This window comes from Pantoea sp. MBLJ3 (genome assembly GCF_000816655.1).
In the GTDB taxonomy this organism is placed as follows: Bacteria; Pseudomonadota; Gammaproteobacteria; order Enterobacterales; family Enterobacteriaceae; genus Pantoea; species Pantoea eucalypti.
The window spans coordinates 193,190-219,302 of the sequence record NZ_JSUT01000005.1; the positions used below are offsets into that span (position 1 = coordinate 193,190).

26 protein-coding genes are annotated in these 26,113 nt (G+C 55.3%); 16 read left to right on the forward strand and 10 right to left on the reverse strand.

From position 1 onward, the window contains the following. The first annotated feature begins 80 nt into the window (after positions 1-80). Both nudK and NP77_RS07330 read left to right on the forward strand, forming a co-directional pair. Entirely contained in the window at positions 81-659 is a 579-nt protein-coding gene (gene nudK, locus NP77_RS07325) for a GDP-mannose pyrophosphatase NudK (RefSeq protein ID WP_039659576.1), read from the forward strand. Positions 660-848: 189 nt separating this feature from the next. Continuing rightward, the gene (locus NP77_RS07330; protein WP_039659577.1) at positions 849-1,922 is read left to right on the forward strand and encodes a DUF1176 domain-containing protein; all 1,074 of its coding nucleotides are present in this window, start codon (positions 849-851) and stop codon (positions 1,920-1,922) included. On the opposite strand, the gene ampH is transcribed toward NP77_RS07330, so the two are convergent. From ampH to amiA, 5 genes are all read right to left on the reverse strand, one after another. Beyond that, the gene (ampH, locus tag NP77_RS07335) at positions 1,919-3,082 is read right to left on the reverse strand and encodes a D-alanyl-D-alanine-carboxypeptidase/endopeptidase AmpH (RefSeq protein WP_039659578.1); all 1,164 of its coding nucleotides are present in this window, start codon (positions 3,080-3,082) and stop codon (positions 1,919-1,921) included. The genes NP77_RS07330 and ampH overlap by 4 nt on opposite strands. Positions 3,083-3,341: 259 nt before the next feature. Beyond that, positions 3,342-5,342, reverse strand: a complete 2,001-nt coding sequence (gene tkt, locus NP77_RS07340) for a transketolase (RefSeq protein ID WP_008926536.1) — start codon at positions 5,340-5,342, stop codon at positions 3,342-3,344. 57 nt (positions 5,343-5,399) lie between these two features. Next, positions 5,400-6,350: a transaldolase gene (tal, locus tag NP77_RS07345; RefSeq protein WP_003848827.1), complete on the reverse strand. Its 951-nt coding sequence runs from the start codon at positions 6,348-6,350 to the stop codon at positions 5,400-5,402. A 346-nt stretch (positions 6,351-6,696) separates the two neighbouring features. Next, positions 6,697-7,611 (reverse strand): oxygen-dependent coproporphyrinogen oxidase, encoded by a 915-nt coding sequence (gene hemF, locus NP77_RS07350; protein WP_003848828.1) that lies wholly within the window; start codon positions 7,609-7,611, stop codon positions 6,697-6,699. 100 nt (positions 7,612-7,711) lie between these two features. Continuing rightward, positions 7,712-8,557 (reverse strand): N-acetylmuramoyl-L-alanine amidase AmiA, encoded by an 846-nt coding sequence (amiA, locus tag NP77_RS07355; RefSeq protein WP_008926534.1) that lies wholly within the window; start codon positions 8,555-8,557, stop codon positions 7,712-7,714. 207 nt (positions 8,558-8,764) lie between these two features. Here amiA and NP77_RS07360 point away from each other — a divergent pair, with 207 nt between their 5' ends. The 10 genes from NP77_RS07360 to NP77_RS07405 all read left to right on the forward strand — a co-directional run bounded on the left by NP77_RS07360 (position 8,765) and on the right by NP77_RS07405 (position 17,539). Then, positions 8,765-9,190: a GNAT family acetyltransferase gene (locus NP77_RS07360; protein WP_003848834.1), complete on the forward strand. Its 426-nt coding sequence runs from the start codon at positions 8,765-8,767 to the stop codon at positions 9,188-9,190. Beyond that, on the forward strand, positions 9,180-9,647 hold the full coding sequence (locus NP77_RS07365) for a DUF2919 family protein (RefSeq protein ID WP_039659581.1): 468 nt from the start codon (positions 9,180-9,182) through the stop codon (positions 9,645-9,647). The genes NP77_RS07360 and NP77_RS07365 overlap by 11 nt, the downstream gene beginning before the upstream one ends. A gap of 65 nt (positions 9,648-9,712) precedes the next feature. Continuing rightward, a complete protein-coding gene (locus NP77_RS07370; RefSeq protein WP_039659582.1) occupies positions 9,713-10,330 on the forward strand; it encodes an RpoE-regulated lipoprotein in 618 nt (205 codons plus the stop codon). A 253-nt stretch (positions 10,331-10,583) separates the two neighbouring features. Next, entirely contained in the window at positions 10,584-11,600 is a 1,017-nt protein-coding gene (locus NP77_RS07375) for a sulfate ABC transporter substrate-binding protein (protein WP_039659584.1), read from the forward strand. After that, on the forward strand, positions 11,600-12,433 hold the full coding sequence (cysT, locus tag NP77_RS07380) for a sulfate/thiosulfate ABC transporter permease CysT (protein WP_003848842.1): 834 nt from the start codon (positions 11,600-11,602) through the stop codon (positions 12,431-12,433). The genes NP77_RS07375 and cysT overlap by 1 nt, the downstream gene beginning before the upstream one ends. Further along, complete coding sequence (gene cysW / locus NP77_RS07385; protein WP_008926532.1) at positions 12,433-13,308, forward strand: sulfate/thiosulfate ABC transporter permease CysW; 876 nt, start codon at positions 12,433-12,435, stop codon at positions 13,306-13,308. Before cysT ends, cysW begins: the two co-directional genes overlap by 1 nt. Further along, positions 13,298-14,386 carry a sulfate/thiosulfate ABC transporter ATP-binding protein CysA gene (cysA, locus tag NP77_RS07390; protein WP_039659586.1) on the forward strand — a complete coding sequence of 363 codons (1,089 nt, stop codon included), beginning with the start codon at positions 13,298-13,300 and terminating at the stop codon, positions 14,384-14,386. The genes cysW and cysA overlap by 11 nt, the downstream gene beginning before the upstream one ends. Positions 14,387-14,467: 81 nt before the next feature. Beyond that, positions 14,468-15,352, forward strand: a complete 885-nt coding sequence (cysM, locus tag NP77_RS07395; RefSeq protein ID WP_003848848.1) for a cysteine synthase CysM — start codon at positions 14,468-14,470, stop codon at positions 15,350-15,352. 169 nt (positions 15,353-15,521) lie between these two features. After that, on the forward strand, positions 15,522-16,202 hold the full coding sequence (locus NP77_RS07400; RefSeq protein WP_039659587.1) for a response regulator transcription factor: 681 nt from the start codon (positions 15,522-15,524) through the stop codon (positions 16,200-16,202). Beyond that, on the forward strand, positions 16,199-17,539 hold the full coding sequence (locus tag NP77_RS07405; protein ID WP_003848854.1) for an ATP-binding protein: 1,341 nt from the start codon (positions 16,199-16,201) through the stop codon (positions 17,537-17,539). Before NP77_RS07400 ends, NP77_RS07405 begins: the two co-directional genes overlap by 4 nt. Before the next feature lie 61 nt (positions 17,540-17,600). Here NP77_RS07405 and crr read toward each other — a convergent pair whose 3' ends face one another. The 3 genes from crr to ptsH form a co-directional block, all read right to left on the reverse strand. Continuing rightward, complete coding sequence (crr, locus tag NP77_RS07410; protein WP_008926530.1) at positions 17,601-18,101, reverse strand: PTS glucose transporter subunit IIA; 501 nt, start codon at positions 18,099-18,101, stop codon at positions 17,601-17,603. A 42-nt stretch (positions 18,102-18,143) separates the two neighbouring features. Next, positions 18,144-19,871, reverse strand: coding sequence for a phosphoenolpyruvate-protein phosphotransferase PtsI (ptsI, locus tag NP77_RS07415; protein WP_003848857.1), 1,728 nt, complete (start codon positions 19,869-19,871; stop codon positions 18,144-18,146). 161 nt (positions 19,872-20,032) lie between these two features. Next, positions 20,033-20,290, reverse strand: coding sequence for a phosphocarrier protein Hpr (ptsH, locus tag NP77_RS07420; protein WP_003848868.1), 258 nt, complete (start codon positions 20,288-20,290; stop codon positions 20,033-20,035). A 95-nt stretch (positions 20,291-20,385) separates the two neighbouring features. Between ptsH and NP77_RS23400 the strand changes: the two genes are divergently transcribed. Beyond that, complete coding sequence (locus tag NP77_RS23400) at positions 20,386-20,700, forward strand: hypothetical protein (RefSeq protein ID WP_153574537.1); 315 nt, start codon at positions 20,386-20,388, stop codon at positions 20,698-20,700. Here NP77_RS23400 and cysK read toward each other — a convergent pair. Together cysK and cysZ are read right to left on the reverse strand one after the other, a co-directional pair. After that, positions 20,678-21,646: a cysteine synthase A gene (cysK, locus tag NP77_RS07430; protein WP_003848872.1), complete on the reverse strand. Its 969-nt coding sequence runs from the start codon at positions 21,644-21,646 to the stop codon at positions 20,678-20,680. The two genes, NP77_RS23400 and cysK, sit on opposite strands and share 23 nt — an antisense overlap. A 141-nt stretch (positions 21,647-21,787) precedes the next feature. Continuing rightward, positions 21,788-22,555: a sulfate transporter CysZ gene (gene cysZ, locus NP77_RS07435; RefSeq protein WP_039659590.1), complete on the reverse strand. Its 768-nt coding sequence runs from the start codon at positions 22,553-22,555 to the stop codon at positions 21,788-21,790. A gap of 218 nt (positions 22,556-22,773) precedes the next feature. On the opposite strand from cysZ, the gene zipA reads away from it, so the two are divergent. From zipA to NP77_RS07450, 3 genes are all read left to right on the forward strand, one after another. Beyond that, complete coding sequence (gene zipA / locus NP77_RS07440) at positions 22,774-23,778, forward strand: cell division protein ZipA (protein WP_008926527.1); 1,005 nt, start codon at positions 22,774-22,776, stop codon at positions 23,776-23,778. Between the two features lie 75 nt (positions 23,779-23,853). Then, positions 23,854-25,872: an NAD-dependent DNA ligase LigA gene (gene ligA / locus NP77_RS07445; RefSeq protein ID WP_003848876.1), complete on the forward strand. Its 2,019-nt coding sequence runs from the start codon at positions 23,854-23,856 to the stop codon at positions 25,870-25,872. Between the two features lies 1 nt (position 25,873). Next, positions 25,874-26,092, forward strand: coding sequence for a DUF3820 family protein (locus NP77_RS07450; protein ID WP_039659595.1), 219 nt, complete (start codon positions 25,874-25,876; stop codon positions 26,090-26,092). Positions 26,093-26,113 lie beyond the last annotated feature (21 nt).

Sequence of the window (26,113 nt, forward strand, 5' to 3'; positions counted from 1 at the left end):
TGGCAATGCGAATTAGGATAGTTTTCCGGCAAGCCTGGCCCTATGATGAATAACTCCCTTTATGCGGTAGCGGAGTCTCCATGTCGTTTAAGATCAACATCATCAAAAATAAGCTCCTGTGTGAAAACTGGTTTGTGCTGCGCAACTACACCTATGACATCACCGATCGCCGTGGCGAGGTTATCCGTCATAAACGCGAAGTCTACGATCGCGGAAACGGGGCGACCATCCTGCTCTATAATCGCGAAAAGAATAGCGTCGTCCTGACGCGCCAGTTCCGCATCGCGACGTACGTCAACGGCAACGACGGCGGCATGTTAATTGAAGCCTGCGCGGGCTTGCTGGACGACGACTCCCCGGAAGATTGCATCCGCAAAGAGGCGATTGAAGAGACCGGATATGCAGTCGGTGAGGTGGAGAAAATTTTTACCTGCTATATGTCGCCGGGCGGCGTCACGGAATTGGTCCACTTTTTTGCTGCAGAATACAACGAATCACTGCGCGACAACCCAGGCGGTGGCGTTGAGGATGAGTCAATTGATGTGCTGGAACTGAGCTTCCCTGATGCGCTGGCGATGGTGGCCGATGGCCGTATTCGCGACGGTAAAACCATTATGCTGCTACAGCATGCGCAGATTGCGGGATGGCTGAGGCCTTAGGAAACCCATCTGTCATACCTGTTGCCGCGCAGCAGCGCTGAACGTGGAAGGATGCAGCTTTAGCCACCTTATGTACGCTTTTTAAGCACTTAACTGCGCTTTTTGCACAGGTTCACAGAATGCGAACCCTGCCAGGCCCGTTGATGCGCTATCCTCTCCATTCTGGTTATTCGGGGATCGATTTTCTTAATGTCGTATTGGATGAAATCGCTGTGGCTGTTGCCGTCTTTGTGGGTTGCCTGTGTTCAGGCGGAACCGTTGCAAAAGTCATTCAACGACTGGCAAATTACCTGCAACAATGTCGCCTTTTGCGTGGCGCGCAATATTCCAGGCGACAAAGGGTTGGTGATGACGATTTCGCGTCATGCGGGCGTCAACGATCGCCCCTTGCTGCGCATTGACTATGGCAGCGCCTACAGTGGTGCGCTGCCTGGCGGTCCGCTTCAGGATAACCTGCTGCTCGATCAGCGCCGCCTTAAACCCGACCTCAAACACTGGACGGTAGAACCTCATCATCTCGCCACCAGCAATACCATCGCGATAGATGAGTTCCTTGATCTGGTGATGGAGGCGAAAACCCTGCAGCTCACCTTTGATCCCAATGCGCTGATCTCGTTGCGCGGCATGAAAGCTGCACTGTTGCTGATGGATGACACCCAGGGGCGGGTCAACAGCCTGAGCGCGTGGATCAAGCGTGGCGACCGTGCCAGCTGGGACGTTCCGCCGCCGCCTGCGCTGCCGCCATTGCCGCCTGCTGTCGAGCCGCCCGCAGCACTGACGCGCGATGAGACCAGCGGACTCATTGATTACGGCACCTGGCGGGTCAATACCGATTCCTGTTCACTCGATCCGCTACGCCGGGAAGTCAGCGTGGCTCCCCTTACTGACCAGCGCGCACTGCTGCTGGTGAGTTGTGAAATGGGGGCCTATAACGTGATCGATCTGGCGTTTGAAGTGACGCGCAGCCAGCCTTACGTGGCGCGGGGTATTACCTTAACGTTGCCGTTTACACCGCCGGGTGCCAGCGATCGTCAGCTGGAGCTGATTAACGCCGAGTATGATGCGGCCAGCGGCCAGCTCTACACCTTTGGTAAAGGACGGGGACTGGGCGATTGTGGCAGTGCGACACGCTGGCAGTTTGATGGCACGCGTTTTGTGTTAGCGGAGTATGCAGAAGAGTCGACCTGTGACGCCTGGCACAGCAGTGATGACTGGCCAACCCTGTGGGTCAGCCAGTCTGACGGTAGCGTACAGCAGCGTTAAGGAATGGCCTGCACCATCATCGGTGAGCCCAGTTGGTTACCCACCAGTTCGGCCAGCATATTGTTCACGCCGTCGCTCATTGGCGTAAAGCGGGTCAGCGGCGAGCGCGTCACCACGACAAACACCCCAACGTTATGCTGCGGCACCATCGCCATATAGGTGATGAAACCGCCACCGCCGCCGGTTTTCTGAATAATGCCCGGGCGACCATTTTTTGGCCCCATATAGACCCAGCCCATACCCAGTGCATCCGCTTTACCCGGCACATCCATGCCTTCAACTTTGTGCAGCTGATCGCGACGGTAAATCAGCGTTTGCAGTCGATCGATCTGCGGCGTGCGATGGTTTACGGAAGAGTTAAGGAACTGCTGCATCCAGCGGCCCATATCATCCGGCGTGGAATAGACGCCGCCGCTGCCGATCGCCGCCAGCGTGTTATTACACGGGCTGGCACCTTTCTCCGCCACCATCAGGCGTCCGCACTGCTCAGGCGACGGCGTAAAGGTGGTGTCTTTCATGCCGAGCGGGCGGGTTATCAGTTGCTGAAACAGCGCCGGATAAGGGGTGCCGGCGGCGCGTGACAGCGCATCGCTCAACAGATCGTAGCCCAGGTTGGAGTAGGCGGCACTGCTGCCGGGTGCCGCTTTAAGGCTGGCGCGCGCCAGCCATGTCCAGCGCTCGCTTTTCGTCGGCCAGACAAACACCGGACGCTGCGCTTTGCCGCCTGGCTGTTCGCGCGGCAGTCCGCTGGTGTGGGTTGAGAGATTAATCAGGCGAATAGGCTGGCCATTGTACGTGGGCACGCGTGCACCTGGAGGCGCATATTTACTCAGGGGATCGTCAAGACGAATCTGTCCGTGTTCAGCCATCTTCACCATCACTTCACTGGTCATCAGCTTACTCAGCGAGGCGATGCGAATCAGTGAATCTTTCTGCGGACGCACATTGTTGCCGGGACGGGTATCACCGAAGCTGGCGAACACCCGCTGATTGCCATCTATCGCCACCAGCGCCATGCCGGTTGCACCGCTGCCATAAAAAATATGTTCCGCATAGCGATCAACAATCTGAGAAGCCAGCAGCGGATCGGGCGCGACCTGCGCCATGCTTTTTAAAGGAAGCAGTGAAACCATCAGGGCCAGTAAATAGGGTGTACGCATGTTCAACGGAAGTGGCTTCGCTATAGATATCGGAGAAAATCTGCCTTCACTCATCAGGATGCGGCAGGTCAGACCCGTTTTTATCCCGGCAGGAACAACAGCAGGAAAAGAGGGCCAGCCAGCGTACAGGCAGCATTGAATAGGACGGCTCTATAGTAATCAGTTTGCGCGGGGCGTGAAGAGGGGAATAGAGGTTTTTTTCTGTTTCAGTTTTTAAGATGAAATGGCCCTTCCCGGTGAGCCGGGAAGGGCACAGGCATTAAACGGGCTTGAGTAATGCTTCAGCATGGCTGACGATATTCTCAACCGTGAAGCCAAACTCTGCGAACAGCTGGCTGGCAGGGGCGGACTCACCAAAGGTGGTCATCCCGACAATTGCACCATCCAGACCGACATACTTGAACCAGTAGTCAGCAATACCTGCTTCGACTGCCACACGCGCTTTCACGCCGCTCGGCAGAACAGATTCGCGGTAAGCGGCATCCTGCGCATCAAACAGGTCAGTTGAAGGCAGTGAAACCACCCGCACCTTGTGACCGCCCGTGGTGAGCTTTTCTGCTGCACCCAGCGTGATTTCAATCTCAGAACCGGTGGCGATCAGAATCACGTCTGGCGTGCCGTCGCAATCCTTCAGCACGTAGCCGCCGCGTTTGATATTTTCGATCTGCTCCGGCGTACGTTCCGGCTGCAGCAGGTTCTGACGGGAGAGGATCAGCGCGGTTGGACCGTGATGGCGTTCAATAGCCGCTTTCCACGCCACCGCCGTTTCCACCTGGTCACAAGGGCGCCATACGCTCATGTTTGGCGTCAGACGCAGGCTGGCGATCTGCTCAACCGGCTGGTGCGTCGGGCCATCTTCGCCCAGACCGATGGAGTCATGGGTGTAGACCAGAATCTGACGCGCCTTCATTAACGCCGCCATACGCGCGGCGTTTCGCGCATATTCCACAAACATCAGGAAGGTGGCAGTGTAAGGAACGAAACCGCCGTGGTGCGCGATACCGTTACCAATCGCCGTCATGCCAAATTCACGTACGCCGTAGTGAATGTAGTTACCGGCCGGATCCTCTTTGATCGATTTGGAGCCTGACCAGATAGTGAGGTTACTCGGTGCCAAATCGGCCGAGCCGCCAAGGAATTCCGGCAGCATTTTACCGTACGCTTCCAGCGAATTTTGTGACGCTTTGCGGCTGGCGATTTTCTGCGGATTAGCCTGCAGTTCCTGAATGAAACGGGCTGCTTCAGTTTCCCAGTTGGCCGGCATTTCGCCATTCATGCGGCGTTCATACTCTTTCGCCAGCTCAGGATAGGCTGCTTTGTAAGCGGCAAATTTCGCATCCCAGGCTTTTTCACGTTCAGCACCCGCCGCTTTGGCATCCCACTGCTGGTAGATTTCAGCCGGGATTTCAAACGCCGGGTAGTTCCAGCCCAGTTGCTTACGGGTCAGAGCAACTTCAGCCTCACCCAGCGCTGCGCCGTGCGACTCCTCTTTACCGGCTTTGTTCGGTGACCCGAAACCGATAATGGTGCGGCAGATAATCAGTGAAGGCTTATCGGTAACGCTCTGTGCTTCTTTAATGGCGTCACGAATAGCATCAGCGTCATGTCCGTCGATGTCGCCAATCACATGCCAGTTGTAGGACTCAAAGCGTTTATGGGTGTCGTCGGTAAACCAGCCTTCGGTCTCACCATCGATTGAAATACCGTTATGGTCGTAGAAGCCGATCAGTTTACCCAGGCCCAGGGTGCCCGCCAGTGAACAGACTTCGTGCGAGATCCCTTCCATCAGACAGCCATCGCCCATAAACACATAGGTGTGGTGATCGACGATGTCATGGTCCGGACGGTTAAACTGCGCGGCCAGCGTGCGTTCTGCAATCGCCAGACCCACGGCATTAGCCAGTCCCTGACCCAGCGGGCCGGTGGTGGTTTCAACGCCTGGGGTATAGCCAATTTCCGGGTGACCTGGCGTTTTAGAGTGCAGCTGGCGGAAATTTTTCAACTCTTCAATTGGCAGGTCATAGCCGCTGAGGTGAAGCAGGCTATAAAGCAGCATGGAGCCGTGGCCGTTGGAGAGGATAAAGCGGTCGCGATCAAGCCAGGCGGGATTGGTCGGATTATGCTGGAGGAAGTCGCGCCACAACACTTCGGCGATATCGGCCATACCCATCGGCGCACCGGGGTGGCCTGAATTAGCCTTCTGGACGGCATCCATGCTCAGTGCACGGATCGCGTTTGCCAACTCTCTGCGTGAGGACATACAGTTCTCCCTTGTTATGCATCAGGGCGGGAATGTCCCGCCCGATTAAAATGAGGACTACAGGCGTGCGGCGAGCACATCTTCCAGTTTCTGCTGGTCAACCGCGAACTGGCGGATGCCGTCAGAGAGTTTCTCAACGGCCATCGGGTCCTGGTTATGTTCCCAGCGGAACTCCGCTTCGGAGAGCGGCGATGGCTGATGGAAGCCTTCTGTGGAGGGCTCCAGTTTGCGCTCCAGCGGCGCATCACTGTTCTGCATCTCTTCCAGCAGGTTAGGGGAGATCGTCAGGCGATCGCAGCCCGCCAGCGCGATAATCTGCTCCACTTTACGGAAGCTGGCACCCATGATGATGGTGCTGTAACGGTGCTTTTTGTAGTAATCGTAAATGCGACGCACAGACTTCACGCCGGGATCTTCATCCGCCACATAGGGTTCCATTGGCTTGCGTGAGTTGTACCAGTCGTAGATGCGGCCAACAAACGGGGAGATCAGGAACACGCCCGCTTCGGCACAGGCACGCGCCTGGGCAAAGGAGAAGAGCAGTGTCAGGTTGCACTTAATGCCGTTTTTCTCCAGCTCTTCTGCTGCACGGATACCTTCCCAGGTCGACGCCAGCTTAATCAGTACGCGAGAGCGGTCGATACCGTGCTCTTCATACATCCGAATCAGTTTTTCTGCTTTGGTGACACACATGCCACGATCGAAGGAGAGGCGCGCATCCACTTCGGTCGAAACACGGCCCGGTATGCTCTTCAGGATTTCCATACCGAGGTTAATCGCCACTTTGTCGCTGGCATTAATAATCTGGGTCTCTTTGCTGCCACCCTGTTTTTTGGCGTACTCAATCGCGTCATCCATCAGGTGTTTATACCCTTCGAGACCGGACGCTTTCAGAATGAGTGAGGGGTTGGTGGTAGCGTCTTCCGGATGGTAATTACGAATCGATTCGATATCACCACTGTCCGCCACCACGGTGGTGAACTGTTTTAGGGCTTCTAACTGATTCATCTCTAAACTCCTTGAAAAGAAAAATGAAAGCGAACAGGGAGCACCTCAGGCCTCGCAGCCGGTCTGTGGCATGTTCTGCTACCGGTAACGCGAACCCATAACATTGCAACAGAGACTTTCTGATGGAAATGCGGTTTCTCTGATTGTTGCGCTGCGAGGCGGTGCGAAGGAGCCGTCATGCGGTTTTTACCGTGGGATGCGCCATATTCCATCTGTAAGCATAGCAGTCACGCGGAATGACGCAGGCTGCACTGTAGCAATCCGTGCCCTGTAAAAAAGAATAAACCGATCAGGAGAGAGGTAAGCGCAGCGCGGAAGCAGGCTCGCGCTGCAGCGGCAGAAGAAATCAGACGGGCAGGTTCAGCCAGTTTTTTACCGGCAGGAAATCGCGATAGAGAGCCGCTTCTGGAGAGTCGGCCTCGGGCTGGTAATCATATTCCCAGCGCACCAGCGGTGGCATCGACATCAGGATCGATTCTGTGCGGCCACCGGTCTGCAGGCCAAACAGCGTGCCACGGTCCCACACCAGATTAAACTCCACATAGCGACCACGGCGGTAGAGCTGGAACTGGCGCTCACGATCGCCCCAAGGATGATCTTTACGGCGCGCCACAATGGGCCGATAAGCATCGATAAAGCCGCGGCCTACCGACTGCATAAAGCTGAAGCTCTGCTCAAAGTCGGGCGTATTGAGATCGTCAAAAAACAGACCGCCAATGCCGCGCTGCTCATCACGATGCTTCAGATAAAAATAGTCGTCACACCATTTTTTGTAGCGTGGATAAACATCTTCACCAAAAGGCTGACAAATGTTTGCTGCAGTCTGATGCCAGTGCAGCGCATCTTCTTCGAAGCCATAAAAGGGGGTCAGGTCAAAGCCGCCGCCAAACCACCAGACTGGATCGGCACCCGGTTTCTCGGCGATAAAGAAGCGCACGTTGGCGTGACTGGTGGGCACATAGGGATTGTTCGGGTGGATCACCAGAGAGACCCCCATCGCTTCAAAGCTACGACCCGCCAGCTCTGGCCGGTGCGCGGTCGCTGATGCTGGCATCTGATCGCCATGCACATGCGAAAAGTTGACGCCTGCCTGCTCAAACACCGCGCCATTGCGCAGGACGCGGCTCTGACCGCCGCCGCCGCCAGGACGCTGCCAGCTATCCTCGGCAAACTGTGCGCCGCCATCTTCAGCTGCCAGCTGGTTACAAATCTCATCCTGCAGTGCGAGCAGGAATGCTTTTACGCGTGAAATATCAGCCATCTTTTCGCTTATCGTTTGTCAAAGTCTGACGCGATTATACGCAAAACCGCGCCGCTTGCATGAGTACGGCGAGTGCCCGGACCTAAACCGGCTACCCACATCAGGCGTTGCGGCGGTCAAACTCATCAAAGTAATTGACGATGCCGCTGGCAATTGCAGAGGCAATTTTCTGGCGAAACGCCGTCGTGCCGAGTAATTGCTCTTCGCGCGGATTGGTAATAAAGGAAGTCTCAACCAGCACGGAGGGGATCGACGGTGACTTGAGTACCGCAAAGGCCGCCTGCTCGGTGTGCTGGCTATGAAGATGATGCACCGGTCGGATCTGGTCCAGTACGTGCTTGCCCAGTGTCAGGCTGTTCTTGATGGTATCAGTCTGCACCAGGTCGAACAGGATCTGCTGCAGATAGTGATCCTGCTGCTGCGCTTTCACGCCGCCCAGTTTGTCTGCATCGTTCTCCCGCTGTGACAGGTAACGCGCCATGGAGCTGCTGGCCCCACGATTAGAGAGCGCAAATACGGAGGCGCCACTGGCGTCGGGGCTGGTAAAGCCGTCGGCATGAATCGACATAAAGAGATCGGCGCCGTGCTGATGCGCGATCTCGACGCGCTGATAGAGCGGGATAAAATGGTCGCTGTCGCGGGTCAGGCGCACTTCAATGCGCGGATGGCTCTGGAGCTGGCGCTGCACGTTGCCAGCGATCTCCAGCACGATGTGTTTCTCTTCTGAACCCTCTTCGCCAACAGCACCGGAGTCGATGCCACCGTGGCCAGGATCGATCATGACGATGCGTTTGCCGTTTTTCGCTGGTGGAGCCGGGCGCGTATGAGGATTTGCTCCGGTCAGGGTTTTTTCTTTAGCCTGAACCGCACGCGGCGTTAAAATGGCTAGCGCCAGCCCGGAAAGCAGTAACTGACGACGATGAATCAAACGTTTAAGCAGGTGCATGTGGGGGTCCGGTAACAGGAATCTTGCCGGTGTTATAGCCTAAGCCTCTGCTGCCTGCGATCACAGAAACATTTCAGGGCATTACTTTGTATTGCAGGTCGCGAACAGGAAATTTGCGCTTTTTTATTTGTCCCTCGCCATGGAGGGTTGCGTGCAGCAGAGAATGCGTGATAATCAGCAAATTGTGCTTATTTGCAGGTAAAGAAGATGGAAATCCGCGCCTTCCGCCAGGAAGATTTTGAAGAAGTGATCACCTTATGGGAACGTTGCGATTTGTTACGGCCATGGAACGATCCGGAGCTGGATATCGAACGCAAAATGAATCACGACCCCGATCTCTTTCTGGTCGCTGAAGTGGGCGGTGTCGTCGTTGGCACGCTGATGGGCGGTTACGATGGTCACCGTGGCGCGGCGTATTACCTGGCGGTGCATCCTGACTATCAGGGACGCGGCTTCGCGAATGCGCTGATGAACCGTCTGGAGAAAAAGCTGATCGCGCGAGGCTGTCCGAAACTGCATCTGATGATCCGTGAAGAGAACGATCAGGTGGTGGCGTTTTATGAGAAGCTCGATTATGAGCCGGTTGATGCGCTGCTGTTTGGTAAGCGTCTGATTGAAGATCGTGAATACTAATCCGTTGCCTGGCTATCAGCCGGACGAATACGACGCGCAAGGGCAGCTACGGCTGCCGTTTCTTTTTTGGCTAATCCTGTTGCTTCAGGCCCGAACCTGGCTGCTGCTGGCGATGGCTGGCGCGTCACGGCAACAGGGCAACGATCTGCTGGCGCTGTTCTATCCGGATCGTCAGGCGTTCTGGATTGGACTGGCGCTGGGTTTACCCGCGCTGGCGGGCCTGCTGCTGACCGGTTATCGCACGCGCCTGCCGCGACTCTGGCAGCACTGGCGCAGCGTACTGGCGCTGTCGCTGTTGGTGAATCTCCTCTGGCAGGGCTGGCAGTTTGTGCAGGGTGATCTGCTCAGCTCACCGCTGCCCTTGTTGCTGACGCTGTTCGACCTGCTGGCGCTGATCTGGCTGCAGTTTAATCGCCGCTGCCGCGACTGCTTTCTGCCCGAGCACCATCTCAACTAAACTTTTTGTCGCTTTGCGACTCCAATTATTTCCGCCTTTCCGGCATCGTATTTACAGGAGTTCTCATGAAAGCTGTTCGTTCCACGCTACTGATCGCCGCCGTTGCACTGAGCGGCTGTGCCAGTTCGGGTTCCGGCGCTGACAGCAGCCAGCAGGCAAGCTGGTGGAATCCGCTGACGTATCACTGGTCTTCTGCGCTGCCATGGAACTGGTTTGGTTCCACGCTGACCGCGACTGAACAGGGCGTGGGTGGGTTAACCGCCTCGACCGCCATGAAAGAGGACGCGATCAGTGCCGGACTGAACGGTGACTATTCGCTGCGACAGGGCATGCGTAGCGAGAATGGTCAGGTGATTTCATTCTGGCAGGCGCTGAATGATGGCAAAGTTAAGCTGGTAATTTATGGAGAGTCGCAGGTCGATCGTATCGAGGTCATGGATAGCGCGATCGCCAGCAGCGACGGCAGCAAAGTGGGTGATGCCTTCAGTAATAAGTTCAGCAAAGCCTTCGACAACTGCACCTTAGCCAGCGGCCCCGACGCGCGTGACGTGGCGTGCCGTGCGCCAGGCAGTCAGCATCTGACTTATGTCTATCATGGCGACTGGCACGGGCCGGAAGGATTGATGCCTTCTGACGATACCCTGAAAAACTGGAAAATCAGCAAGATTGTCTGGCAGCGTTAAGCCTGCCTTATCAGCGCGCCGCCCCCCTGGCGGCCGCTGAACAGCTCAGAACCCCTGCCAGCCCACGCTGCACGCGGTTCCATCTCCCCATCGGCTTTTGCTGATTTGTGCATAAACTCTGCCGCCGTCTTATGCTTTTTTCGACTTTGAAATCATTAAACGATATATAAAACCGTTACTGGTTTTCACTGAGTTATAAATAAACTGATGCATCAGCGGGTGAGATCCGCATCAAAATTTTTCAGGGTGCCAAATGACATTACAAGCGATGAAAAAAATCGTGAGCGGTATCGCGTTGTCGCTGAGCCTTGCTGGCGCAGCCAACGCCACTGAACTTCTTAATAGCTCTTACGATGTGTCGCGGGAGCTGTTTGTTGCCCTGAATGCTCCGTTTGTTAAACAGTGGGATGCCACACATCCAGGCGATCCGCTCACTATCAAGATGTCACATGCCGGTTCATCAAAACAGGCGCTGGCTATCCTGCAGGGACTGCGCGCGGATGTGGTGACCTACAATCAGGTGACGGATGTGCAGGTGCTGCACGATAAAGGCAACCTGATTGCCGCAGACTGGAAAAGCCGTCTGCCGAACAACAGCTCACCTTTCTACTCCACCATGGCGTTTCTGGTGCGCAAAGGAAATCCAAAGCAGATTCACGACTGGTCAGATCTGACCCGCAGCGATGTGAAGCTGATTTTCCCGAATCCGAAAACGTCCGGTAATGGCCGCTACACCTATCTGGCCGCCTGGGGCGCAGCGGACAAAGCCGATGGCGGCGATCAGGCCAAAACGCAGGCCTTTATGACGCAGTTCCTTAAAAACGTGGAAGTGTTTGATACCGGTGGTCGTGGCGCGACGACGACTTTTGCTGAGCGCGGTCTGGGCGACGTCCTGATTAGCTTTGAGTCGGAAGTGAATAACATCCGTAACCAGTACGGCAAAGATGAATATGAAGTCGTGGTGCCGAAAACCAATATTCTGGCGGAGTTTCCGGTGGCGTGGGTGGATAAGAACGTCGCCACCAACAAAACCGCAGATGCGGCCAGCGCATACCTGAACTATCTCTACACCCCAGAAGCGCAGAATATTATTACGCACTACTACTATCGCGTGAATAATCCACAGCTGATGGCAGCGCAGAAAGATCGCTTTCCGCAGACCAGCCTGTTCCGGGTGGAAGATGCCTTTGGCGGCTGGGACAAGGTAATGAAAACGCACTTTGTCAGCGGCGGTGAGCTCGATAAATTGTTAGCGGCGGGGCGCGGATAATGTTTGCAGCCAGCCATAAACGCGTATTGCCCGGCTTTGGTCTCAGCCTTGGCACCAGCCTGCTCTTTACCTGCCTGATTCTGCTGCTGCCGATCAGCGCGGTGATCATGCAGCTGTCGCAGATGACGCTGCAGCAGTACTGGGATGTGGTGACTAATCCGCAGCTGATTGCCGCCTATAAAGTGACGCTGCTCTCTGCCGGTGTTGCGTCACTATTTAATGCCGTGTTCGGCATGCTAATGGCGTGGATTCTGACCCGTTATCGCTTCCCGGGCCGTGCGTTGCTGGACGGTCTGATGGATCTGCCCTTTGCACTGCCTACCGCCGTAGCAGGTCTCACCCTGGCCGGACTCTTTTCGGTCAACGGCTGGTACGGACAGTGGTTCGCCCATTTCGACATCAAAATTTCCTACACATGGATTGGTATCGCCATTGCCATGGCCTTTACCAGCATTCCGTTTGTGGTACGAACCGTACAGCCGGTGCTTGAAGAGTTAGGCCCGGAATATGAAGAGGCCGCCGAAACCCTGGGTGCTACGCCGTGGCAGAGCTTCCGCCGCGTGGTGCTGCCAGAGGTGGCCCCTGCGCTGCTGGCCGGTACGGCACTCTCCTTTACGCGCAGCCTGGGTGAGTTTGGTGCGGTGATTTTCATTGCCGGTAACATCGCCTGGAAAACCGAAGTGACCTCCCTGATGATTTTTGTCCGGCTGCAGGAGTTCGACTATCCGGCGGCCAGCGCCATCGCCTCGGTGATCCTGACGGCTTCGCTGATTCTGTTATTCGCGATTAACACATTACAGAGCCGCTTTGGCCGTCGTCTGGGAGGTCACTAATGGCTGAGGTTTCACAACTTAATCACGCGGCGCGTCAGCCGGTGAACTGGGGTAAGTGGCTGCTGATTGGTACTGGCGTACTGATTTCTGTTCTGCTGCTGGTGGTGCCGATGGCCTCCATCTTCTGGGAGGCGCTGAATCAGGGCCTGATCGTGGCGCTCAGCAATCTGGCCGACCCGGACATGCTGCACGCTATCTGGCTGACTGTCATGGTGGCACTGATTACCGTTCCGGTTAACCTGGTATTCGGCACGCTGCTTGCCTGGCTGGTCACGCGCTTTACCTTTCCGGGACGTCAGCTGCTGCTGACCCTGTTCGATATTCCTTTTGCCGTGTCGCCGGTTGTCGCCGGTCTGATGTACCTGCTGTTCTGGGGCGTGAATGGTCCGGCAGGCGGCTGGCTGGATGCGCATAACATCCAGATTATGTTTGCCTGGCCGGGTATGGTGCTGGCGACGGTGTTTGTGACCTGTCCGTTTGTGGTCCGCGAACTGGTTCCGGTGATGCTGAGTCAGGGCAGTCATGAAGATGAAGCGGCGGTGTTGTTAGGCGCCTCTGGCTGGCAGATGTTCCGTCGTGTGACGCTGCCGAACATACGCTGGGCGCTGCTGTACGGCATCGTGCTGACCAACGCCCGTGCGATTGGTGAATTTGGTGCGGTCTCGGTGGTCTCGGGATCGATTCGCGGTGAGACCTATACGTTACCGCTTCAGGTTGAATTATTGCATCAGGACTACAACACCGTTGGCGCGTTCACCGCAGCCGCACTGTTAACCCTGATGGCAATTGTGACGCTGTTTCTGAAAAGCATTGTGCAGTGGCGTTTAGAGCAACAGCACAAACGCCTGCAACAGGAGGGAAATCATGAGCATTGAGATTAACAAGATCAACAAGTCCTTTGGTCGCACCTCGGTGCTGAACGATATCTCTCTGGATATTGCCTCGGGTGAAATGGTGGCGCTGCTTGGCCCATCAGGCTCGGGTAAAACCACGCTGCTGCGTATTATCGCCGGGCTGGAGCATCAGAACAGCGGTCAGATCCGTTTTCATGGCAACGATGTCAGCCGCCTGCATGCGCGCGACCGTCAGGTCGGTTTTGTGTTTCAGCACTATGCGCTGTTCCGTCATATGACGGTGTTCGACAACATCGCCTTTGGCCTGACCGTCCTGCCGCGTCGTGAACGTCCTTCAATGGCGGAGATCAAACAACGTGTCACCCGTTTGCTGGAGATGGTGCAGCTGGCCCATCTGGCGAATCGCTTCCCGGCACAGCTGTCGGGCGGCCAGAAACAGCGTGTGGCCCTGGCGCGTGCATTAGCGGTTGAACCTCAGATTCTGCTGCTGGATGAACCCTTTGGCGCGCTGGATGCTCAGGTACGTAAAGAGCTGCGCCGCTGGCTGCGTCAGCTGCATGAAGAGATTAAATTCACCAGTGTGTTTGTGACCCATGACCAGGAAGAGGCGATGGAAGTCGCCGATCGCGTGGTGGTGATGAGCCAGGGCAACATCGAACAGGTCGGCACGCCAGATGATGTGTGGCGCGATCCAGCAACCCGCTTTGTGCTGGAGTTCCTGGGTGAAGTGAATCGCTTTGATGGCGAAATTCAGGGATCGCAGTTCCACGTGGGCGCGCATCACTGGCCGCTGGGCTATACCTCGGCACATCAGGGCGCCGTGGAGCTGTTCCTGCGTCCGTGGGAAATCGACGTGTCACGCCGCAGCAGTCTGGAAACCCCGTTACCGGTGCAGGTGCTGGAAGTGAGCCCGCGTGGCCACTTCTGGCAGCTGGTGGTGCAGCCTGCTGGCTGGCAGAGCGAGCCGTTCTCGCTGGTGTTTGAAGGTGATCAGACGGCCCCGATTCGTGGCGAGCGTCTCTTCGTAGGCCTGCAGCAGGCGCGCCTCTATAAAGGTGACACACCGTTGCGCCCGGTTGCCTTTGCACAAAGCGCCTGATATTTTCTCATCAACAACGGGCGGGAGTGTGACTCCCGCCTTTTTTTCGCCTCTCGTTTGTAACAGGCCAGGAAGCAGACCGTGACGACTCTTGAAAATACCATCGGCAATACCCCGCTGATTAAGTTGCAGCGCCTGACGCCTGCCAACGGCAGTGAGGTCTGGCTCAAACTGGAAGGTAATAATCCGGCGGGTTCGGTAAAAGATCGCGCAGCCTGGTCGATGATCAATCAGGCAGAGCTGCGCGGTGACATTTCACCCGGCGATCAGCTGATTGAAGCCACCAGCGGCAATACCGGCATTGCACTGGCGATGATCGCAGCGATGAAAGGCTATCGTCTTCGCCTGCTGATGCCAGACAACATGAGTCAGGAGCGGCAGGATGCGATGCGTGCCTACGGCGCGGAGCTGATTCTGGTGCCGCGAGAGCAGGGCATGGAAGGCGCACGCGATCTGGCGCAGGCAATGGCCGCGCGTGGTGAAGGGCGGGTGCTGGATCAGTTCAATAATCCTGATAACCCGCTGGGCCATTATCAGACGACCGGGCCAGAGTTGTGGCAGCAGTCGAATCAGCGCATGACCCATTTTGTCTCCAGCATGGGCACGACCGGCACCATCACCGGCGTAGGGCGTTACCTGAAAGAGAACAACACGGGCGTGAAGGTGATCGGTTTACAGCCGAGTGAAGGCAGCAGCATTCCGGGCATTCGCCGCTGGCCACTGGCCTATCTGCCGGGCATCTACCGTCCCGATCTGGTGGATGATGTGATGGATATGGCGCAGAAAGAAGCGGAAGAAACGATGCGGGCGCTGGCACGCCGTGAAGGTATTTTTTGTGGCGTCAGTTCAGGCGGCGCGGTTGCGGGGGCGCTGCGCATTGCGCAGGCTAATCCGGGCAGCGTGGTGGTGGCGATCGCCTGCGATCGCGGCGATCGCTATCTCTCTACCGGACTCTATCATCAGTAATCTTTGCTGATGCGGGAACCCAGCCTGTGCGCAGCGTTTGCTGCCCACAGGCTTTTTTTTAACAGTATTTCACGCGCCAGATAGACTGAATCTGTAAGGATCGCGTAAATCAGGCTGCACGAACGCCCGGTACAGGACAAAATAGCGCCAATTCTGTCGAGAGATAAACATGAAAATTTTGCTTGTTGATGATGACGTTGAATTAGGCACGATGCTAAGCCAGTACCTGATCGCCGAGGGGTTCGATGCGCAGCTGGTTCTGACCGGCAGCGCCGGTATTCAGGGCGCGCTATCAGGTGAGTTCACCGCCATTATTCTGGACATTATGCTGCCCGACATGAGTGGTATTGATGTACTGCGGCAGGTACGCCAGAACAGCCGGATTCCGGTGATTATGCTGACCGCCAAAGGCGATAACATTGATCGGGTGATCGGTCTGGAGATGGGTGCAGATGACTATATGCCAAAGCCCTGCTATCCCCGGGAACTGGTGGCCCGCCTGCGCGCCGTATTGCGTCGTTTCGAAGAGCAGGTTCCGCAACCTGATGCCAGAGAGCCGCTGCGCTGGGGCGAGCTGACGCTGAATCCGGCTACCCGCATGAGTGAATGGCAGGGGCGAGCCTTCGATCTGACGGCATCGGAATTTAACCTGCTGGATTTACTGCTGCGCGCCCCGGATCGGGTGGTGTCGAAAGATGAGCTCTCTGAGAAGGGGCTGGGTCGTCCGCGTGAAGCCTATGACCGCAGTGTCGATGTGCATATCAGCAATATCCGTCAGAAGCTCAGTGCATTAACTGCTGACAGCATCAACATTGAAACCGTTCGCAGCATCGGTTACCGCATTCGATGAAACAGAGTTACCGTGGACGCATGTTCTGGAAGATTTTTATCGGCTTCTGGATTGTTTTTGTCATCATGAGTCAGCTTATCTGGCTGGGTTTTACGCTCTCCGGTAAACGTCACGAACCGCCTGAAATTGTGGCTATCCGGCGCATTGTCGATCTGCAGATGACTTCTGCCGCATCGGTGCTGGCGCGCAGCGGGCCCGACGCGCTGAATGCGATGCTGTCGGACTGGGATAACAGCGATCGACAGTTTTTCCATGTGACGCAGCAGGCAAAATCGCCACAATCACAAAACAGCGGCAATCTGGATTATGTGGGGCGTCTTCCTGAAGAGGTGGTGCGCTGGGTTCAGGGTGCTGATGGCAAAGAGTATCAGCTGCGTTACGACCTGGATGGCATGCGCAAAGACAGCATGCATAATCTGATGCCACGCAAATTTCTGAATATTCCTGAGCCGATTTTCATCTTTGCCGGTTCGGTGGGATTGCTGTTCAGCCTGTTGCTGGCCTGGAATCTGACGCGGCCTATGCGTCAGCTGTGTGAGGGATTTTCCCGCGTCGCCGAGGGTGATTTACGTGTGCGGCTATTCCCGATCATGCGAAAGCGCCACGACGAGATCTCAAACGTTGCAGAAGCCTTTGATGCCATGGTCGAGCGGCTGGACACCCTGGTGCGCGCCCGTGAAGAGCTACTGCACGATATCTCGCATGAGCTTCGTTCACCGCTGGCACGACTTCAGCTGGCTACCGGACTGGCCAGACAGACGCCAGAGAGCGTAAACAGTTCGCTTGATCGCATTGATGAAGAGGCGCGTCGGCTGGACAAGATGATTGGCGAACTGCTGACGCTGTCGCGGGCCGAGCATGAAAGCATTCCGGATGAGCAATATTTTGACCTGACTGGTTTACTGGAGGCAGTCCTTACTGATGTCCGTTATGAAGCGCAGATTCCCGGTGTGCAGGTTGAGCTGCATGTCGATGCCGAGGCTGATTACACCGTGCGAGGCAATGCCGAGCTGATACGGCGCGGCGTAGAGAACGTGTTACGTAACGCGCTGCGTTTCTCTCTGCCAGGACAGCGGATTGAGGTGCATTTGCGCGCAGAAGCGCAGTGGCTGGCGATTCAGGTGTGCGATCAGGGGCCGGGTGTCGACGAGGATAAACTCTCCAGCATCTTTGACCCGTTTGTGCGGGTAAATTCGCCGCTGATGGGTAAAGGGTATGGTCTGGGTCTGGCTATCGTGCGCAAGGTCGTACTGGCGCATCATGGTGAGGTTGATGCCCGGAACCGGCCAGAAGGTGGACTTGAACTGACGCTGCGTCTGCCACACTGGCAGCCCTGAAAAGGTGTATTGCAGAAACGATAACGGCACCCGCAGGTGCCGTTATGATATCAACGCATACTTACTTTCTGATGCGAATCACCGGCGTTTCGCCGACGGTGACCTGGCCAGACAGCTTAATCAATTCCTTGATTTCATCCATGTTGGAGATAACAACCGGTGTCAGGGTTGATTTCGCTTTCTCTTCCAGCAACGGCAGATCGAACTCGATAACCACATCGCCTTTTTTGACCTTCTGGCCTTCTTCAGCGATGCGTTTGAAGCCTTCACCTTTCAGTTCTACCGTATCGATACCGAAGTGGACAAACAGCTCAATGCCGTTGTCTGATTCGATCGAAAAAGCGTGATTGGTTTCAAAAATCTTACCGATAGTGCCATCAACAGGCGCAACCATTTTGTTGCCGCTGGGTTTGATAGCAATACCGTCGCCCACGATTTTCTCTGCAAACACCACATCTGGTACGTCTTCAATATTCACGATTTCGCCTGACAGAGGCGCTACGATGTCAATTGTCCCAGCGCTATCCGTTTTTTCGCCAAAAAGTTTAGAAAACAAACCCATGATCTTCTCCTAAGCAGTAATTTGGGGCCAGCATCATGCAGATTAGCAGAGCGTTTTTTCCTTAATAAACTTGTTTACCAGGTTCATCAGGTCTTCCGCTGTCGGTTGAGCCAGTGCCTGCTCTGCCAATGCCTTCGCATCTTCAAAATTAGTATTACGAATGATTTTCTTGATGCCAGGGATAGAAATGGCACTCATGCTGAACTCGTCCAGCCCCATTCCCAGTAACAGTAGTGTAGCACGTTCATCACCTGCCAGCTCACCACACATGCCGGTCCATTTACCTTCAGCGTGAGATGCATCAATGACTTGCTTGATTAAGTTAAGCACAGACGGCGTCATTGGGTTGTACAGGTGCGAGATCAAATCATTACCACGATCGACCGCCAGAGTATACTGCGTCAGATCGTTTGTCCCAATACTGAAGAAGTCGACTTCTTTCGCCAGATGATGCGCAATCACGGCTGAAGCCGGGGTTTCCACCATGATGCCGACTTCGATGCTTTCATCAAAGGCTTTACCTTCTTCGCGCAACTGCGCTTTCAGCAGTTCCAGTTCCGCTTTCAGACTGCGAACTTCTTCAACCGAAATGATCATCGGGAACATGATGCGCAGTTTACCGAAGGAGGAGGCGCGCAGGATAGCACGCAGCTGCGCATGCAGAATCTCTTTGCGATCCATAGCGATGCGGATAGCACGCCAGCCGAGGAACGGGTTCTCCTCTTTCGGCAGGTTCATGTAAGGCAGATCTTTGTCACCGCCGATGTCCATGGTACGAACGATAACGGCTTGTGAACCCATCGCTTCAGCAACGGCTTTGTACGCCTGGAACTGCTCTTCTTCGCTTGGCAGAGAGTCACGGTCCATGAACAGGAATTCGGTACGATAAAGACCAACGCCTTCAGCGCCATTGCGCTCAGCACCGGCGATATCGCGCACGGTACCGATGTTGGCGCAGACTTCAACCTGGTGACCATCCAGCGTGACGGCTGGCAGATCTTTCAGCTTGGCTAATTCGTGTTTTTCCGACAGATACTGATTCTGTACGGCTTTCAGCTCTTCCTGAATCGCTTCAGAAGGATTGACGTGAATCGCATTGTTAACGCCATCCAGGATCAGGAAATCGCCGTTTTTAACCGTGACGGTCACATTGCCGGTGCCGACAATGGCTGGGATCTCCAGCGAGCGCGCCATGATTGAAGTGTGTGAGGTACGGCCACCCAGATCGGTGATAAAGCCCAGCACCTTTTTCAGGTTCAGCTGTGCGGTTTCTGACGGCGTTAAATCTTTTGCCACCAGAATGGATTCGTCCGGAATAGCGCTCAGGTCAACAATGTGCAGACCGAGGATGTTTTGCAGCAGACGTTTACCGATGTCACGTACGTCAGCCGCACGCTCTTTCAGGTATTCGTCATCTAACTCTTCCAGAGCTTTCGCCTGGCCATCAATAACAGAGTAGGCAGCAGCATCGGCAGAAGCGTGATCTTTTTTAATCAGATCGATGATTTCCTGCTCCAGCTCTTCATCTTCCAGCAACATGATGTGGCCTTCGAAGATGGCTGCTTTCTCTTCACCGAGGGTTTCACCCGCTTTGACGCGAATCGCTTCCAGTTGTAATGCCGCTTTGCTACGGCCATCAAGGAAGCGTTGTACTTCCTGCTCAACCTGATCATCAGAAATTTTCTTGCGGTTGATGACGATCTCGTCTTCTTTCAGCAGCAGTGCTTTGCCGAAAGCGATACCTGGTGATGCTAAAATGCCTGAAATCATAACGCTACCTTTTAATCACGATGGCTGATGGGACTCTATGCGGTGCCATTGTCGCGGGACACGTACTCTACGAAAGCAATAACGCGGACAGGTTGTCCGCGATCAAGATGTTTGCACTCAATGGCGCAGAGGAGTCGATTGGCTGGAGAGCTGAGCGGAGATTACTCCAGTTCAGCCATCAGTTTGACCAGATGCTCAACTGCTTTCTGCTCATCTTCGCCTTCTGCAGAAAGCGTCACAACCGTTCCCTGGGTTAAACCCAATGTCTGCAGCTTGAACAGGCTTTTCGCGCTTGCTGATTTACCGTTAGAGGTCACGGTAATTTCTGACTGGAAAGCTTTGGCTTCTTTTACGAATTGCGCAGCTGGGCGAGTATGCAGACCGTTTGGTGCAGTAATGGTAACTTCTTGCTGGAACATTCTATTTCCCCAACGTTATCAGGATGAGTGTTATGGATCTAAAGTCTAGCCTGGAGCCTTCACTTTAGCCTGTGTAGGTGCGCGGGTATAGCATCATGCTGACCAAAGACGCGCAGGCGTCAAATCTACATTCCGTTGCTTCTCAAAACCGATTCTACACGTCACCGGTTAATTATGCCGTGATTCGCCGTTTCACTGAATCCGTAAATCGATTCAGCTTGATCCACTTCAAAGGCGGATTAATTTCAGGCATCGAAATAATTGGCAGTCTGAATACCAGATCGGCGTCACTGAAATCAATCTGCCGGGTTATGAAAGTGAGATCTGCACCACAAAAAAGCACCCAGGCGGGTGCTTTTTTCTCCATTTTCAGACTATCTGCCGCTGCTACTGCAGCTCTTTTTCTGTGAAGAGATCGGCAAACAAAGCCGTACTCAGATAGCGTTCGCCGGAGGAGGGGAGAATGACCACAATATTTTTATTCGCGAAGGTTTCGTCTTCCTGCAGCTTCAGCGCGGCGGCGACGGCAGCACCGGATGAGATACCGGCCAGAATACCTTCCTCTTCCATAAGCTTACGCGCTGTGCTGATCGCTTCATCATTGGTGATCGCCACTACGCGGTCCACCAGATTCAGCTCAAGGTTGCCCGGAATAAAGCCTGCGCCGATACCCTGAATTTTGTGTGGACCAGGCTTGATCTCTTCACCCGCCAGCGCCTGAGCAATTACCGGTGAATCCGTTGGCTCAACGGCGACGGTTATCAGGTCTTTCTTGCCTTTGGTGTTTTTGATATAGCGGCTCACCCCGGTCAGCGTACCGCCGGTGCCGACACCTGCGATAAAGACATCCACTTCGCCATCCGTGTCTTCCCAGATTTCCGGGCCGGTGGTCTTCTCATGGATTTCCGGGTTAGCCGGATTGCTGAACTGCTGCAGCAGGACATATCGGTCCGGATCGCTGGCGACAATCTCTTCCGCTTTGCTGATAGCGCCTTTCATGCCTTTAGCACCTTCGGTCAGCACCAGCTTAGCCCCCAGCGCTTTCAGCAATTTACGACGTTCCACTGACATGGTTTCTGGCATCGTCAGGGTTAATTTGTAGCCGCGTGCTGCGGCAACATAGGCCAGCGCAATACCGGTGTTACCGCTGGTCGGTTCAACCAGTTCAACACCGGGCTTCAGAATACCGCGTTTTTCTGCGTCCCAAATCATATTGGCACCGATACGGCATTTTACGCTGAAGCTCGGGTTACGGGATTCAACTTTCGCAAGGATGCGGCCGTTACCGATGCGGTTCAGTCGAACCAATGGCGTATGACCAATTGTCAAAGAGTTGTCTTCATAGATCTTACTCATAGCCTGTCCTTAACTGTATGAATTATTGGGAACGCTATGAGCATACCTGTTCTGCCTGGGGGCGGAAGGAAAGAAATCGTATATCTATATTTCGCCCGGCAATAAGCCCTGCTAAAAAGAGCATAAGGCGTGCGGGTGTGACTAGCGCACCTCACTGCGGGCCAGTTGCGGCCGGTAACGGTCAACCCACATGGCGGTGGCACCACAAACGGCAACCGGCATAATCACCAGATTAAGAATCGGAATCATGGTGAACAGGCTGGTTAGCGCGCCAAACTGCATGTTGGCCGTTTTGTGCCGGCGCAGGGCGTTTCGCATTTGCTGAAAAGGCACTTTGTGGTTGTCGAACGGGTAGTCGCAATACTGAATGGATAACATCCAGGCACTGAACAGGAACCACAGCACGGGCGCCACCGTCTGACCAAATCCCGGAATAAAGTAGAGCAGCAACAGTCCCAGCGCGCGGGGCAGGTAATAGCCCAGTTTTTGCATCTCGCGCTTCATAATGCGCGGCACATCTTTAATCATTCCCGCCCAGCCACTGTCGGGCAGAGGCTTACCGGTCAGGCGGCCTTCGAGCTGTTCGGCCAGCAGGCCGCAGAATGGAGCAGCAATCAGGTTTGCCAGCGTTGAGAAGAAATAGCTGAACACCAGTACAATCGCAATCACCGACAATGGCCACAACAGATAACTCAGCCACTGCAGCCAGTCGGGAATATGGGCCATCAGGCGTGGAATCCAGTCGCCGAGGCGATAGAACAGCCAGACGAATGCGCCGCCCAGCATAATGATGTTGATCAGCAGTGGCATCACCACAAAGCGGCGAATGCCAGGCAGACGGACCAGTTTCCAGCCCTGGCTAAAGTAGTGCATGCCGTTAAAATTTGAGACGGAATTCTCAAGGGCCATAAAGCCAATTCTCCTGAAGGTGTTAAGGCGCGCTCACTATAACCTGGCTTTTTCTCCAGGCCAGGTGCCGTTTGGGTAAAAAAACAGCGAAAAAGCGTGGGTTGCCTATCTTATTTGTCAGAAAATACTGCACAGACTTGCACTTGTGTAGCAGGGCAAATACAGTTAGAGGATAAAGTTTGCCGCGGTGGCAAGGTATTGGAACAACAGAGAATACAATGATGCAGGATTTGCGTCTGATATTAATCGTTGTTGGCGCGATCGCCATTATAGCGCTCCTTCTTCACGGGCTGTGGACCAGCCGTAAAGAGCGTTCGTCAGTGTTCCGCGATCGCCCGCACAAACGTCTAAAACAACGTGATGACCATGATGAGCAGGACCTGATTGACGACGAAGATGACGGCGTCGGCGAGGTTCGTGTTCGTTCTGAGCGCAACGTCCATCAGGAACCGCGTTTCGATGAGATCCGCGAACCACAGCCAGAAGCGCCGCGTAAGCAAGCGCCCGCTGAGCCTGTGCGTCAGCCTGCGCCACGACCCGCACCGCAACCCGAACCTGACAGCGATCCGCTATTCACTACGGCACCTAAGCCTGCTCCACAGCCGCGCCCTGAACCGGTGCGTCAGCAGCCAGCGCAGACTTTCGTCGCGCCGCCTGTTCAGGCCGACCCGTTGCTGGATCTGGATCCGCTGGAGTCTGTGCAGCCTGCGCCGCAGTACCAGGCTGAACCTGAGCCACAACCGCAGCCTGAGGTGTCAGCGCCTCCTGCGCCTGAACAACCCGCGGCTAAAGCGCCAGCAGAAAAACCGAAAGAAGCCGTACTGGTGCTGCATGTTGCTGCCCATTCGGGCGGCGAACTGAACGGTGAAGCGTTGCTGCAGGGTATTCTGCAGGCGGGCTTCCAGTTTGGTGAAATGAATATTTTCCATCGTCATCTTAGTCCGGCAGGCAGTGGTCCGGTGCTGTTCAGTCTGGCTAACATGGTTAAGCCAGGTTCGTTCAATCCTGACATGATGACCGATTTCAGCACGCCTGGTATCTCCATCTTTATGATGGTGCCCTCTTATGGCGATGCGAATCAGAACTTCAAGCTGATGCTGCAGTCTGCACAGCGTATCGCTGATGATGTTGGTGGCGTGGTGCTGGACGATGAGCGTCGCATGATGACGCCACAGAAGCTGGAAACTTACAAAGCGCGTATCCGCGATGTGGTTGGCGTCTGACACCTGCGCTAAACGCTATCTGAATTGTTAAAACAAACCCCCGCCTGTCGGGGGTTTTTTATCTGATGGGGCTTTATGAAATCCGTCCAGGATCACATCACCGAACTGCGCACCACGCTGCGCCATCACGAATATCTCTACCACGTCATGGATGCGCCGGAAGTGCCGGATGCTGAATACGATCGCCTGATGCGTGAACTGCGTCAGCTGGAAGAGGAACATCCCGATCTCATTACACCGGATTCGCCCACCCAGCGTGTGGGTGCTGCGCCGCTGACGGTATTTGAGCAGGTTCGCCATGAAGTGCCGATGCTGTCGCTGGACAACGCGTTTGATGAAGCCACATTTATGGCTTTCAACAAGCGGGTACAGGATCGGCTGAAAAACAGTGAGGACATTACTTACTGCTGTGAACTCAAGCTCGATGGCGCTGCGGTCAGCCTGATGTATGAAAATGGCCTGCTGGTTCAGGCCGCGACGCGCGGTGACGGCACGACCGGTGAGAACATTACCGCCAACGTCCGGACCATTCGCGCTATCCCGCTGCGGCTGAAGGGCGACAACATCCCGGCCCGGCTGGAAGTGCGCGGCGAGGTGTTTATGACGCAGCGCGGCTTCGAGAAGCTTAATGAAGAAGCGCGTCGGACAGACGGCAAAGTTTTTGCTAACCCGCGTAATGCAGCAGCGGGTTCTCTGCGTCAGCTCGATCCGCGCATTACCGCCAAACGTCCGCTGACATTTTTCTGCTACGGTTTTGGCCTGCTGGAAGGCGGTGAGATGCCACACAGCCACATGGCGCGCCTGCAACAGTTTAAAGCCTGGGGCCTGCCGGTCAGCGACCGCATTAAGCGGGTGCATAATGCGGAGGAAGCCCTGGCGTTCTATCGGGAAATTGAGCAACAGCGTCCAAACCTGGGTTTTGATATCGATGGCGTCGTAATCAAAGTCGATTCACAGGCGCTGCAGGAGCAGCTGGGCTTTGTGGCGCGAGCGCCGCGCTGGGCGATTGCTTTTAAGTTCCCGGCACAGGAACAGCTGACCTGGGTGCGCGACGTCGAATTTCAGGTTGGCCGCACAGGCGCTATCACGCCAGTAGCTCGCCTGGAGCCGGTGCAGGTCGCAGGCGTTATCGTCAGCAATGCCACACTGCATAATGCAGACGAAATCGAACGGCTGGGTTTACGCATCGGTGATCGAGTTGTGATTCGCCGCGCCGGCGATGTGATTCCGCAGGTCGTCAACGTGGTTATCGCGGAGCGACCTGAAGAGACGCGAGAGGTGGTATTTCCTGCCCATTGTCCGGTCTGCGGTTCTGAGGTTGAACGGGTTGAAGGCGAATCAGTCACGCGCTGCACCGGCGGCTTGATCTGCGGCGCACAGCGCAAAGAGGCACTGAAGCATTTTGTCTCACGTCGGGCGCTGGATGTGGATGGCATGGGCGATAAGATTATCGACCAGCTGGTGGAGAAAGAGTACGTGAGTACGCCAGCCGATCTGTTCCGTCTCACGGCGGGCAAGCTGACCGGACTGGATCGCATGGGGCCGAAATCAGCGCAAAACGTTGTAGATGCGCTGGAGAAAGCGAAGTCGACCACGCTGGCACGCTTCCTCTATGCGCTGGGCATTCGTGAAGTGGGTGAAGCTACCGCCGCTAATCTGGCTAACCATTTTGGTGAGCTGCAGAAGGTGATGGATGCCGATCTTGAGGCGCTCATTGCGGTACCGGATGTGGGCAAAGTTGTTGCCACACACGTTCGCAACTTCATGGAAGAGGAGAGCAACCGTGAAGTTATCCGTCAGCTGACCGAAGAGATCGGCATTCACTGGCCGCAGGTGGTGGTAGTGAAAGCCGAAGAGATCGACAGTCCGTTCGCGGGGAAAACGGTGGTGCTGACCGGCTCGCTGTCGCAGATGAACCGTGATGATGCCAAAGCGCAGCTCGTCGCGCTCGGCGCAAAAGTCAGCGGCAGCGTATCGAAGAAAACCGATCTGCTGATTGCCGGAGAAGCTGCCGGTTCCAAACTGGCGAAAGCACAGGAACTGGGCATAGAGGTGATTGATGAAGCGGAAATGATTCGCCTGCTGGGGGCCTGAGATGGATGAACACCAGCTGGTGGCGATAGCCAATACGCCGATGCCGTTTGGGAAATATAAAGGGCAGATGCTGATCGATCTGCCTGAACCTTATCTGCTGTGGTTTGCCCGCAGTGGCGACTTCCCGTCGGGGCTGTTGGGGGATTTGATGCAGTTGACTCTGACAATAAAAATTGAAGGTCTGGAGGGATTAGTTAAACCGCTCCAGACCCGCAAGTAACTGTGCCCGCGCAGGCGGGCA

Bases quoted from the DNA above. Each gene is read 5' to 3' on its own strand.
- NP77_RS07400 (WP_039659587.1), top strand. From the start codon at position 15,522: ATGAAAATTTTGCTTGTTGATGATGACGTTGAATTAGGCACGATGCTA.
- NP77_RS07360 (WP_003848834.1), top strand. From the start codon at position 8,765: ATGGAAATCCGCGCCTTCCGCCAGGAAGATTTTGAAGAAGTGATCACC.
- tkt (WP_008926536.1), bottom strand. From the start codon at position 5,342: ATGTCCTCACGCAGAGAGTTGGCAAACGCGATCCGTGCACTGAGCATG.
- cysT (WP_003848842.1), top strand. From the start codon at position 11,600: ATGTTTGCAGCCAGCCATAAACGCGTATTGCCCGGCTTTGGTCTCAGC.
- cysA (WP_039659586.1), top strand. From the start codon at position 13,298: ATGAGCATTGAGATTAACAAGATCAACAAGTCCTTTGGTCGCACCTCG.
- NP77_RS07370 (WP_039659582.1), top strand. From the start codon at position 9,713: ATGAAAGCTGTTCGTTCCACGCTACTGATCGCCGCCGTTGCACTGAGC.
- nudK (WP_039659576.1), top strand. From the start codon at position 81: ATGTCGTTTAAGATCAACATCATCAAAAATAAGCTCCTGTGTGAAAAC.
- ptsI (WP_003848857.1), bottom strand. From the start codon at position 19,871: ATGATTTCAGGCATTTTAGCATCACCAGGTATCGCTTTCGGCAAAGCA.
- cysZ (WP_039659590.1), bottom strand. From the start codon at position 22,555: ATGGCCCTTGAGAATTCCGTCTCAAATTTTAACGGCATGCACTACTTT.
- NP77_RS23400 (WP_153574537.1), top strand. From the start codon at position 20,386: ATGCTGACCAAAGACGCGCAGGCGTCAAATCTACATTCCGTTGCTTCT.
- hemF (WP_003848828.1), bottom strand. From the start codon at position 7,611: ATGGCTGATATTTCACGCGTAAAAGCATTCCTGCTCGCACTGCAGGAT.
- zipA (WP_008926527.1), top strand. From the start codon at position 22,774: ATGATGCAGGATTTGCGTCTGATATTAATCGTTGTTGGCGCGATCGCC.
- ampH (WP_039659578.1), bottom strand. From the start codon at position 3,082: ATGCGTACACCCTATTTACTGGCCCTGATGGTTTCACTGCTTCCTTTA.
- NP77_RS07450 (WP_039659595.1), top strand. From the start codon at position 25,874: ATGGATGAACACCAGCTGGTGGCGATAGCCAATACGCCGATGCCGTTT.
- cysW (WP_008926532.1), top strand. From the start codon at position 12,433: ATGGCTGAGGTTTCACAACTTAATCACGCGGCGCGTCAGCCGGTGAAC.
- amiA (WP_008926534.1), bottom strand. From the start codon at position 8,557: ATGCACCTGCTTAAACGTTTGATTCATCGTCGTCAGTTACTGCTTTCC.
- NP77_RS07375 (WP_039659584.1), top strand. From the start codon at position 10,584: ATGACATTACAAGCGATGAAAAAAATCGTGAGCGGTATCGCGTTGTCG.
- ptsH (WP_003848868.1), bottom strand. From the start codon at position 20,290: ATGTTCCAGCAAGAAGTTACCATTACTGCACCAAACGGTCTGCATACT.
- NP77_RS07405 (WP_003848854.1), top strand. From the start codon at position 16,199: ATGAAACAGAGTTACCGTGGACGCATGTTCTGGAAGATTTTTATCGGC.
- ligA (WP_003848876.1), top strand. From the start codon at position 23,854: ATGAAATCCGTCCAGGATCACATCACCGAACTGCGCACCACGCTGCGC.
- cysK (WP_003848872.1), bottom strand. From the start codon at position 21,646: ATGAGTAAGATCTATGAAGACAACTCTTTGACAATTGGTCATACGCCA.
- NP77_RS07330 (WP_039659577.1), top strand. From the start codon at position 849: ATGTCGTATTGGATGAAATCGCTGTGGCTGTTGCCGTCTTTGTGGGTT.
- crr (WP_008926530.1), bottom strand. From the start codon at position 18,101: ATGGGTTTGTTTTCTAAACTTTTTGGCGAAAAAACGGATAGCGCTGGG.
- tal (WP_003848827.1), bottom strand. From the start codon at position 6,350: ATGAATCAGTTAGAAGCCCTAAAACAGTTCACCACCGTGGTGGCGGAC.